The sequence below is a fragment of the Lachnospira sp. genome (genome assembly GCF_016290755.1).
Lineage (GTDB): Bacteria > Bacillota > Clostridia > Lachnospirales > Lachnospiraceae > Lachnospira > Lachnospira multipara.
Window position 1 is genome coordinate 1 of record NZ_JAEEVD010000067.1, and the last position, 10,869, is coordinate 10,869.

10 protein-coding genes are annotated in these 10,869 nt (G+C 34.5%); 4 read left to right on the plus strand and 6 right to left on the minus strand.

Translation table 11 applies throughout. The features are described 5' to 3' along the window. Positions 1-99: 99 nt before the first annotated feature. Positions 100-924: an exodeoxyribonuclease III gene (locus tag QVA17_RS11425; protein ID WP_287389022.1), complete on the plus strand. Its 825-nt coding sequence runs from the start codon at positions 100-102 to the stop codon at positions 922-924. A 77-nt stretch (positions 925-1,001) separates the two neighbouring features. Here the strand turns inward: QVA17_RS11425 and QVA17_RS11430 are convergent, their stop codons facing one another. Further along, a complete protein-coding gene (locus tag QVA17_RS11430; protein ID WP_287389024.1) occupies positions 1,002-1,544 on the minus strand; it encodes a hypothetical protein in 543 nt (180 codons plus the stop codon). A 155-nt stretch (positions 1,545-1,699) separates the two neighbouring features. Between QVA17_RS11430 and QVA17_RS11435 the strand changes: the two genes are divergently transcribed. Continuing rightward, on the plus strand, positions 1,700-2,692 hold the full coding sequence (locus QVA17_RS11435) for a glycosyltransferase family 2 protein (protein ID WP_287389026.1): 993 nt from the start codon (positions 1,700-1,702) through the stop codon (positions 2,690-2,692). 69 nt (positions 2,693-2,761) lie between these two features. Here QVA17_RS11435 and QVA17_RS11440 read toward each other — a convergent pair whose 3' ends face one another. The 4 genes from QVA17_RS11440 to QVA17_RS11455 all read right to left on the minus strand — a co-directional run bounded on the left by QVA17_RS11440 (position 2,762) and on the right by QVA17_RS11455 (position 8,429). Next, positions 2,762-4,003, minus strand: a complete 1,242-nt coding sequence (locus QVA17_RS11440; RefSeq protein WP_287389028.1) for a dicarboxylate/amino acid:cation symporter — start codon at positions 4,001-4,003, stop codon at positions 2,762-2,764. Between the two features lie 208 nt (positions 4,004-4,211). Then, positions 4,212-5,924, minus strand: a complete 1,713-nt coding sequence (locus tag QVA17_RS11445) for a DUF438 domain-containing protein (protein ID WP_287389029.1) — start codon at positions 5,922-5,924, stop codon at positions 4,212-4,214. Positions 5,925-6,103: 179 nt separating this feature from the next. Next, a complete protein-coding gene (locus QVA17_RS11450; protein WP_287389031.1) occupies positions 6,104-7,063 on the minus strand; it encodes a polysaccharide deacetylase family protein in 960 nt (319 codons plus the stop codon). A gap of 10 nt (positions 7,064-7,073) precedes the next feature. Continuing rightward, entirely contained in the window at positions 7,074-8,429 is a 1,356-nt protein-coding gene (locus QVA17_RS11455; RefSeq protein WP_287389033.1) for an HD-GYP domain-containing protein, read from the minus strand. Between the two features lie 177 nt (positions 8,430-8,606). Between QVA17_RS11455 and pdxS the strand changes: the two genes are divergently transcribed. Both pdxS and pdxT read left to right on the plus strand, forming a co-directional pair. Further along, the gene (gene pdxS, locus QVA17_RS11460; RefSeq protein ID WP_287389035.1) at positions 8,607-9,488 is read left to right on the plus strand and encodes a pyridoxal 5'-phosphate synthase lyase subunit PdxS; all 882 of its coding nucleotides are present in this window, start codon (positions 8,607-8,609) and stop codon (positions 9,486-9,488) included. Continuing rightward, positions 9,488-10,114 (plus strand): pyridoxal 5'-phosphate synthase glutaminase subunit PdxT, encoded by a 627-nt coding sequence (gene pdxT, locus QVA17_RS11465; protein WP_287389037.1) that lies wholly within the window; start codon positions 9,488-9,490, stop codon positions 10,112-10,114. Before pdxS ends, pdxT begins: the two co-directional genes overlap by 1 nt. Positions 10,115-10,186: 72 nt before the next feature. Here pdxT and QVA17_RS11470 read toward each other — a convergent pair. Further along, positions 10,187-10,869, minus strand: a 683-nt coding sequence (locus QVA17_RS11470) for an apiosidase-like domain-containing protein (RefSeq protein ID WP_287389039.1), incomplete at its 5' end; no start/stop codon positions are given.

Consider the following 10,869-nt stretch of genomic DNA (forward strand, 5'->3'; position numbering starts at 1 on the left):
AAGAAAAAAGGAAGTGCTCGCATTAGATGCGGCTTTGCCGCGGCTCGCACACGAGTAGTGATTTGCTACGCAAATAACTACAAGAAAAGGAGAACAATTATGAAATTTATTTCTTGGAATATTGATTCTTTAAATGCTGCTCTTACAAGTGATAGCACCAGAGCTTTACTCACAAGAGAAGTTTTAAAGACTATTGCAAATGAAGACGCAGACCTTATTGCTATTCAGGAAACTAAGCTTCCTAGCACTGGCATGAATGCAAAGCAGGAAACTGCACTTAAGGCTTTCTTTCCAGATTATAACTATGAATTTGTAAGTTCTTGCCCACCAGCTAGAAAGGGCTATGCAGGAACTATGGTTTTGTATAAAAAAGACATGCAGGTTAAGGCTAGCTTCCCAAAGATTGGAGCTCCTGACACTATGGATGATGAGGGTAGAATGATTACTCTTGAGCTTGAGGACTATTTCTTCAACCTTGTTTATACCCCTAATGCCGGAGATGGACTTAAGCGTCTAGCTCTTCGTCAGGAATGGGACAAATGTTACGCTAACTATCTTGCAGAGCTTGATAAGACAAAGCCTGTTATAGCTTGTGGGGACTACAATGTAGCCCACGAGGAAATTGACCTTGCAAATCCAGCATCTAATCATATGTCAGCAGGATTTACAGATGAGGAAAGAGAAGGCTTTACTAATCTATTAGCAAAGGGCTTTACAGATAGCTTCCGCTATACTCATCCAGATGAAAAAGGCTGCTATTCTTGGTGGTCTCAAAGAATTAAGACAAGTAAGATTAATAACTCTGGCTGGAGAATTGACTACTTCCTAATTAGCAATCGTTTAAAGGAAAATTTAGTTTCTTCAGAGATGGTGGATTCTGGTGAACGTCAGGATCATGCACCAATTTGTTTAGTCTTAAAATAAATAAAAAGGCATCCTATTATGATATGTGTCCAGGATTCTGGGTACATATCATAATAGGATGTCCTTTTCTAATTATATTAATTGTTTTTCTGATTAAAACCTTGATATTGGTTATTCACGTTCTGATTATAGCCTTGATATTGATTATTATTCACGTTCTGATGATATTGATTATTATTCACGTCATTCTTAGGAGATTTATAGCTTTTTCTAAGGCTTCTACTTATAAAGAATAGAACAATTAAAAGTACTGCTCCTGTAACTATATACATTATATTCGACATCCTTAAATCACTCATAGAACTATACCACGCTGGTTCAGAGCTATCATGCTGTAACTTTGTGGTATAAATAGGTATCACATCTCCTACCTGTGCTCCCCATTTCATAACTTTATAGCTATTACCCTCACCATCAACAGCTATCATGTAATAACTACTAGGTCGTAATGCTTTAATATGTCCATTTTGACGAGCTTCCTTTTTATCTAAAATCATTACAGTTTCTGTATAAACATTGTTATCTGTTAGCCCTATAATGATTCTACATTCATAGATAGCTAGAAAAAACATTAAAACAATAATCGCATAATTAATAATCTTTTTCATTAAATTTGACATTTTTATTCCTCCCACTAAAATCTTATTCTTACACAAATGTCTCAATAAATCAAATCAATTTTTTTAGAATTTATGTCTTTTTTTTTCAATAATATATAACAATAACATGTTAAAATTCTTAAATGTAATACAATTTACCATACACAGGAGAGAATATGATTAGTATTATTATACCCATATACAATACAGCTAAATATTTAAACGAATGCTTTAATAGTATTAAAGCTCAGACCTATACGGACTTCGAAGTACTTATGATTAATGATGGATCAACAGATGATTCTGAAACTATTTGTAAAAATTGGACAGAATATGATTCTAGATTCAAGTATTTCTATAAAGAAAACTCAGGTTTATCTTTAACAAGAAATTATGGTTTTTCAAAGGCAAATGGCGACTATATTTTCTATGTCGATAGCGACGATATTATTTCACCACAAACTTTAGAGTTCTTATATAAAACTCTTAAGAAGGATAATTTAGACCTAGTTGCCTGCTATGAATATGATTTTAAGGATGGTAATACACCTGAAATCATAAAGTATGAGGATGTAGATTTTAGAAAATATCTTGATTCCATTGATTTTCTAAAAACCTTAGCCTATGAAGATCTTATCCTTGCAAGAGCATGGAATAAACTATATAAACGCAGTTTAATAGAAAAGGTTGAATTTGAAGACTATGTACTTGAAGATAGAATTTTTGCCATTGACCTTTCATTAAAGCTTAACAAGGCAGCAATAATTAATAATAAGTTGATTTATCACAGATTCCATGAAAACAGTATTATGACAACACCTTCTAGTAAGATTTATACTGGTATGCTTGTTTCTTGTCAAAGACATATATCTACTAGCAAATTAATAATCCATGATTCTAAGGAGCTTCGAGCAATCAATGAACACATTTTATATTCCCTTAATAGATTTGCTGCTGGAGCTCATGCTGAACATTTTCTTAAAGAAGAAAAGGAACTTAGACAACTAGCTAAAAAGCTTTATAAGGAAATAGGAGTCAATAAGCTTAGTTTAAAGCTATTCCTTCAAATTTATTTCTTCCCTCTTTGGAGCTTCTTAAGTATTAAAAGAAATCACATCTGGATAGGTGGAAGAAATATGCGCTTAGCCAAAAAACAATATAAAAGATAAAAGCCTTAAGCTATTACATTTTACGATAATAACTTAAGGCTTTTTCTTTTTCCCGTTTATTTAAGCTAATTAGTTTGTTGCTTGCGCCTTTAATTTCTTCTCTGTCTTACGTCTTTCAAGAGCAGATACTATAACTGCACATGATGCATCACCTGTGATGTTAACTGTTGTTCGTCCCATATCGAATATTCTATCAACACCAGCTACTAAGGCAATACCTTCAACTGGAAGGCCAACTGACTGTAATACCATAGCAAGCATTACCATACCTGCACCAGGAACACCGGCTGTACCAATTGAAGCAAGTGTTGCTGTAAGTACAATTGTAAGCATCTGTGGAAATGTTAAGTTAATTCCATAGCATGAGGCAATAAAGATTGCACACACACCCTGATAAATTGCTGTTCCATCCATATTGATAGTTGCACCAAGTGGAAGGATGAAAGCTGAAATATCCTTGTCTGCACCAAGCTTTTCTGTACATTCCATGTTAATTGGAAGTGTACCTACTGAAGAAGCTGATGAGAAGGAGAACATAATTGCTGGTAACATTTCCTTAAAGAACTTAAGAGGTGAAACCTTAGCAAATGTTGAAACTGTTAATGAATAAACTACTAACATATGAATAATATATGCTAAGTAAGCTACAAGTAATACCTTAGCAAGTGAACCAAGTACTGCTGGTCCATTCTCAGCTACTACTGGACAAAGTAAACAAAATACACCGATTGGCGAAAGGCTAATAATCATTTCCATTGCCTTTAAGAAAATGTCATTAACTGTATCTACTAAGGTGAAATCCTTTTGCTTATCACTGTTATTATTAATAAGTAATAAAGCAAAGCCAATAATTAATGAAGCTACAATAATCTGTAACATGTTAGCTTCTACAAAAGGCTGTACAAAGTTTGATGGGAACATTCCCACTAATGTATCCATAAAGCTTACTGATTCTGAAGCTTCATAAGTTAAATCTGTTGTCTCAACTACTGTATAAATCCCCTTGAAGATATTTGAAAAAATAAGACCTATTGTAATAGCAAAGGCTGTTGTACACATATAATATAAAACAGTCTTAACACCAATAGAACCTACCTTCTTAATATCCTTCATAGAAAGAACTCCGCTCATAATTGAGAAGAAAACCAATGGTCCAACTACCCATTTAACAAGATTAAGGAATATTGTACCGAAAGGCTTAATATAAGTTGTTGCAATTTCTGGTTTAGCTGTTAAGGCTATACCAGCTATTATACCTAAAACCAAAGCTATAAAAATCTTGGCTGATAATGATAATCTCTTCTTTTTCATTAATATAAATTCCTCTTTCAAATGTGTTTTTTCGTTCATTATATTAACAAAAATAGGGTCTTTGGACAATATTTTTAAAGCGATTCGAAAAATACTTTAAAAAATAAAGTCTGGACCCATTTTTTAGCCTTTAGACTTAAGTACACTTTTTATAATTAGTCAATTTTTTACAAATGTCTTTATATTATTAAGCTATATTTATTATAACTTAGCTCCTCTTAAAGTGCTTTTCGGCAAAGCCCATTGGCTGTACACATTCAAGGGTACCTATATAGTTTTTATCCTTATCACGAACTGCCATATACTTAATAAGTACTGGCTCATCATCTCTACTTGTCCAAACATCAACGCAGTCTCTTCTGCCTTCCTTAAAGTCCTCAAGTATCATGCGAACCATTGGTTCAATTTTAGGTGGATGGCATGAAAATACTTCTCTACCTAGAGCTGATAAAGGTCTTTTAAAGAGCTTTACATCCTCTCCATCATTAAAATATCTATTAACATTATCTGCATCAACAAAAGTTAATTCCATTGGAATTGTATTAAGCATGGCATCTAGCTGCTCAATAGTTAAGCGGCCTGAAGGAAGATTAGCACTACCAGCTTCCTGGCTATAGTTTTTAACATTTCCCTTTGGAGTAGCCTTTTCCCATAATGGACGATTTCCAATAAGACATGGCTTATAATCTGCAAAATCTCTAGCAATATCGCACCAGTCTTCCTCTGTAAAATTCTTTGCGCATAATGGGAATAGGATATTTTCTTCTTTGTAAATCATCTCCTCAGCCCTTGTAACAACTGCGTCTAATCGCTCGTTCCAAAGCTCATTAGTTAAAAAACACTCATCTTCTAGGGCTCTATTGTAAAGAGATTTCATCTCGTCACGAATTTCATCATCAACGCCCCACATTACATTAGAAGGGCCCGAAAATCCATACTTAACATTAAGAATTGGATATAATAAATCCCCTTTTTCTGCATAGTGAATTGAAGCTTCTCTTGCTTTCTTTAAGGCTGGCATAACATTTTCCTTAGTATCCATGGCTCTTCTTAATTCCTTTAAAGCATCTGATATAGCCTCGTTTTCAAGAGCAAATGTATTAAGTGGGTGATTCTCAATCTTTCTTAATTCCATATAAATACTATCAGCCCCATCCTGTCTTTTTACAGGAGCTGCCTTAAATTTAGAGCCAATTCCCATACCAAAGGATTCACTCATGGCTTCCTTAACATCTAGCTTGCCAATTGAACCATAGAAAATTGAGTTTCCATTAGGTGCTACTAGAGTCTGGGCTGTTTTTACTTCTGCTCCTTCTCCCCTTTGACGTTTTAGAGATTCCTCTACTGCCTTTTCTGCATTGGCAATCTTCTCCTCTCTTGTAGCACCATGGAAAAGAGCTGAGTGAACATCACATAATTTCTGCACTTCGGAAACTGGTGTACCTCCCGTAATTAAGGACTGCTCTGCCTTAGCAATTTCTGCCGCATCTACATCCGTAAAATTTTCCACGAAATCTTTTCTAACGGATTCAATATCTTCACCCTTAGATAATCTTTCAACATAGGACTTAATCTTTAGGGTTCTCTCATCAAGTTCTAATTCCTTGATTTCATTGCCATTGACATCCTTTCTTTTAGGAAGCTGTGACTCTAACATCTTCTTAGCTATTCGTTTCTGAACAAAACTTGGCATCTTGCCTTCAAGCTCAAAGCCATTATTTTTAAGAGCTAAAACCACATCCACCATGTCGATTTTTTTCATAATTGCGCCCTTAGGAATTGTCATAACCTTGCCCATTGTATTTAAAATACCGGGCTTAGTAACCTCGGTAAAGCCTAATTCTAGCATTATATCTATAAGTTCTGGATACTCGTTACAAAGTTCATACACACTTTTCTTTAAATTAATTTTCTTTCCCATAGTATATCCTTTCTTGATAAAAACCTTTATAACAATACTATATAGTTTTCTTTAGAAAGTGAATGTTGTTATAACCACAAAAGTTAATTTCTAAAAAGGGAATTTTTATCAATAAGGATACTAATTTATCCTCAAGACTCGCTCGTAAGTCTAGCGCCGGATTCGGGTCTGCTTCAATTCTAGAAGTTCTTATAATTCTCGCTTTTTGGTGGGAAATCATTACAATCAAATCTAGGAAGTAATAGTTTGTTATCTTTTTCTAGATTAGCCACCCTAACCTCTGTTGTAAGGCCAAGTTTAGCCCCTTTCTTTGAAACAAAATCCAAAACGTCCTGATTGTAACTACCATAAGGATAATTCATTACCCAGTTATCTCTATCAATAAATTCATCTAGAGTATCTAGGGCTGTCTCTAAATCCTTCTCCATCTGTTCCTTTTCTAATTTTCCCAGCCAATAGTGATCATAGCCATGAATTCCTATAAACATGCCATTTCTTTTTAAAACACGAACCTGATTCTCTGTCATGTATAATTCATAAGCTAATTGTTCCTCACTTACTCCTAGAAACTCCTTAAAAAGCTCACTAGAAATAATGTTTCTTAGTCTTTCTGGAAGTACCGTCTGAAGTAATTTTTTTACAAAAACCACTTCCTTAGGATCATACTTTCCTTCCTTGGCAAATTGATTCCATAATTCTTCATTAGAGGGATAGACAAATTCCCTACCTCTGTAATAATCTAGTTTCTTCTTTAGTTCTTCTATAATTAAATTAATCTCTGTACTTGCAAGTATATAGTGAATTTTATTGACATCTAATAACTGATGCTTTGCAAAAGTTTTTCCAGTAATAAAGAAGGAAGCTGTTAAATTTAGTTCCTGTAAAAGTGGAAATGCAAATGTGAAATTATCGATATAACCATCATCAAAAGTTAACAAGAGCGCATTATCCTTAAGGGAAGTTTTTCCCTGAGATGCTAGTAAAAGCTCTTCCATGCTTATTATGTTAAAATGTGCCTTAAGATATTCTAGCTGTTCTTTAAATAAAGGATAATCAAGTCCCTTAATATTGGGATATCTTGAGTGTTTTAGATCTCTTGTGTAGTGATACATAACGATTCTCACATCATTATTAGTCATAAGCATCTCCTTACTGAGCTTTTTGTAACTGCTCTGCTAATTGTAATTCACTATCAATATAAATGGCGTCTGAGTCCATAATATTTAACATTTCATTGGCAAAAAAAGGGTCAAACTGTGTTCCCGAACCATTAATTATTTCTTCACGCACCTTCCATTGTGGCAAAGGATCTCTATAGCTTCTCTTTGAAGTCATAGTATCATAAGCATCCGCTACCGCAATAATTCTTGAAATAATAGGAATCTCTGCACCCTTTAGACCTTCAGGATATCCACTTCCATCATACCATTCATGATGATATCTGGCCCCTATACTAAGATATGGAGAGGAATTTATACTAGATAGAATCTGGCTTCCAATGGTTGTATGGAGCTTAATTGTATCGTATTCTTCCTCAGTTAATTTCCCTGGTTTATTAATAATACTATCTGGAATTCCAATTTTTCCTACATCATGAAGCAAGGCTGTATAATATACCTTCTTACAGTCTGCATCTTTTAAACCCGCCCTCTTAGCAATTAACTCAGAGTATCTAGCCACACGTCTTGAATGTCCATGAGTGTATTCATCCTTAGCATCAATAGCACTTGCTAGGGCAGAGGCTGTTTCCTCAAACATACTAGATAAAAGTTCTTGTTCTTCCTTTAGGATTCTAATTTCATTTTCATTAGCCTTACTAACCATTTCGTTAATATCTAGTAGTGAGAAAATGTATAAAAGCATTGCAATTCCTACAATCGAAATATTAGTCAAAGACAAACCATAAAGGAAAATCTGAGCTATTGTAGCCACTAATGGTATAATGCTAAAGAGTTCTAGCGGTATACGCATTAATCTACTAATGTTTTTTCGATTAGCTTGAACTACTACCTGCAATAAAATCAAGGATATTAGGGGAGAAACATAACTTATAACAAAGAACTTACCTCTTTGATACCTGTTAAATTCATCAAAGGTGTAATACATTCCTGTAAACTGAGAAATAACAATCAAAATCTCTCCTACAATTATTAAAAAATCTACTGCTTTAATAATTATTAAAATATATTTCTTAGAATCGCGATTTTTACTTATTGAGTCCTTTATAATCAGATTATAAGTAAATATGACAAATAGACTTAATGCATAAACCATGTAATTACTTACTCTTACCATGATATATCCTAAGTCTGAGATATTTCCTCTATAAATGTATGCAAGTCTATCAAAAAATAGCAAACTAAATGAACTTAATTCCATAAGAATAAGTGCTACTCTTCTTTTTTTAGGAATTGCCTTTGATATAAAAGCTAAAATCATAAGGGCTGTACATATCCCACATACATATAACATTATATCCAATTGGTTTTCCTTAAATACTTCCATACTACCTCCATAATAACACAACTTTAGCTATTCTATCATATTATAACATTCATTTACTAAAGATAATAGACTCGTTTTGATTAAATCTGGTTATATTATTTCTTTTAATTTTGGTTATTTTCATATAACCAGTAGAATAATAATATTTATTAAAACGTTCTAAGGGAGGAAAATGAGATGAACAATAAGACAGAACAATATGAATTAAACAAGGGATTGGCACAGATGTTAAAGGGTGGCGTTATTATGGATGTTACAACCCCTGAACAGGCAATTATTGCCCAAGAAGCTGGTGCTTGTGCTGTTATGGCACTTGAGAGAATCCCTGCTGATATTAGAGCAGCCGGTGGTGTTTCAAGAATGAGCGACCCAAAGATGATTAAAGGCATTCAAGAAGCAGTTTCTATACCTGTTATGGCCAAGTGTAGAATCGGTCACTTCGTAGAGGCTCAGATCCTTGAGGCAATTGAAATCGACTATATTGATGAATCTGAGGTTTTATCACCTGCAGATGACATTTACCATATTGATAAGACAAAGTTTAAGGTTCCATTCGTTTGTGGCGCAAGAGACTTAGGTGAGGCTCTTCGTAGAATTAACGAAGGTGCATCTATGATTAGAACTAAAGGTGAACCTGGTACTGGCGATGTAATTCAGGCAGTTAGACATTTGCGCAAAATGAACTCTGAAATTAGAAAGCTTGTTTCTATGTCAGAGGACGAGCTTTTCGAGGCTGCTAAGGAACTTAAGGTACCATACGATTTAGTAGTTTATGTCCATGAAAATGGAAAGCTTCCTGTAGTTAACTTTGCTGCCGGTGGTGTTGCAACTCCAGCAGATGCCGCTCTTATGATGCAGCTTGGTGCTGAGGGCGTATTTGTAGGTTCTGGTATCTTTAAGTCAGGTGACCCAAGAAAAAGAGCTGCTGCCATTGTTGAGGCTGTTACAAATTATCAGGATGCTAAGCTTATTGCAAAGTTATCTGAAGATCTTGGTGAAGCAATGGTGGGTATTAACCCTAACGAAATCAAGATTATTATGGAGGAGCGTGGTATTTAATGAAGATAGGTGTTTTAGCCCTTCAAGGCGCCTTTATTGAACACATTAAGATGCTTGAAAATGTACTTACAAAGAAGGAAATGTCTGAACTGGTAGACCTGGTAGAAATCAGACAGTTAAAGGACTTAGAAAAAATCGATGCTCTTGTACTTCCAGGCGGTGAAAGCACAGTTCAGGGAAAACTACTAAAGGAGCTTGATCTTTTAAAACCCATAAAAGAAAGGATTGAGTCTGGCATGCCAGTGCTAGCAACCTGCGCAGGACTTATTTTACTAGCTAGAGAAATTGAAAATGAAAATGACTGCCATCTTGGTACATTTCCAATTAAAGTAGTTAGAAATGCCTATGGTAGACAGCTTGGAAGCTTTGTAACTACCGCTAATGTTGGAGCTATAAAAGATTTCCCTCTTTGCTTTATTCGTGCTCCATACATTAAAGAATGCTTATCTCCTAAGATTGAGATTCTATCTAAAGTTGATGGCAGAATAATAGCCGCTAAATATGGAAATCAAATAGCCCTTGCCTTCCATCCTGAAATGACAAAAGATAAAAGAATTCATGAGGAGTTTTTAAAGTTAGTTTATAAGAATTGTAAAAATAAGACATCTAATAGACTTGCAAGTTAGGCTATAGGCTAATAATAAAAAATCCCTAGTAAAGTGGATTGTGAATGTCCGCTTTACTAGGGATTATCTATTTTATTTTATAACCAACACTGTATCTGTGTTTCCATTGTAATCTGGAATTTGTTCATATTGGTAAATATCAGTTTTAACCTTATCAATGTAACTATAAATTCCTGTGGCCGGATTAAAATAATAAATATCTTTTCCAATATAAGCACTAGTATCTAATTTATAACTCTTTCCTAAATAATTATAGGCAAACAAGAAATCATCAGAAGCAAATACAGCAATTCTATCATGCTTTTCTCGCTGTCCTTCTATTAAATAATCATCTCTTGATTCACCATTAGTAAAATCTACTGACTCCATTAAGTCCTTAAGATGCTTCATCTGTCCTGAGCCTTCATGATGCATAGCCTTTTGCCAATAATCCTTAGCTCCATAAACCACTCCGTCTATACTACCATCATAAAACATTATAATTGAACAATCTCCATATGTATGTCCGGCAGCTCCAGCAAACACTGACCAATAAGCGTATCTTCTTACCTCCCTTGATTGCCAGTAAGGTTGAGTGTCATCATGCAGGCCTTGTAATATTTGCTCATAAGAAGGCTCTCCATCAAGAGTTGGTCTATTAGAGCTTGCATGATCAAATTCCACATAGCGCCAGTTATCCTCTCCAAATAAAGACAACTGATTACTTGTATCATCCCAGGCACCCATCTGGCACTGGTCATATCTTCTATGTCCAG

What these genes read in the sequence shown, in the direction of transcription:
- QVA17_RS11445 (WP_287389029.1), bottom strand. Translation starts at nt 5,924, where the DNA reads ATGGGAAAGAAAATTAATTTAAAGAAAAGTGTGTATGAACTTTGTAAC.
- QVA17_RS11430 (WP_287389024.1), bottom strand. Translation starts at nt 1,544, where the DNA reads ATGTCAAATTTAATGAAAAAGATTATTAATTATGCGATTATTGTTTTA.
- QVA17_RS11440 (WP_287389028.1), bottom strand. Translation starts at nt 4,003, where the DNA reads ATGAAAAAGAAGAGATTATCATTATCAGCCAAGATTTTTATAGCTTTG.
- QVA17_RS11455 (WP_287389033.1), bottom strand. Translation starts at nt 8,429, where the DNA reads ATGGAAGTATTTAAGGAAAACCAATTGGATATAATGTTATATGTATGT.
- QVA17_RS11450 (WP_287389031.1), bottom strand. Translation starts at nt 7,063, where the DNA reads ATGACTAATAATGATGTGAGAATCGTTATGTATCACTACACAAGAGAT.
- QVA17_RS11435 (WP_287389026.1), top strand. Translation starts at nt 1,700, where the DNA reads ATGATTAGTATTATTATACCCATATACAATACAGCTAAATATTTAAAC.
- QVA17_RS11425 (WP_287389022.1), top strand. Translation starts at nt 100, where the DNA reads ATGAAATTTATTTCTTGGAATATTGATTCTTTAAATGCTGCTCTTACA.
- pdxS (WP_287389035.1), top strand. Translation starts at nt 8,607, where the DNA reads ATGAACAATAAGACAGAACAATATGAATTAAACAAGGGATTGGCACAG.
- pdxT (WP_287389037.1), top strand. Translation starts at nt 9,488, where the DNA reads ATGAAGATAGGTGTTTTAGCCCTTCAAGGCGCCTTTATTGAACACATT.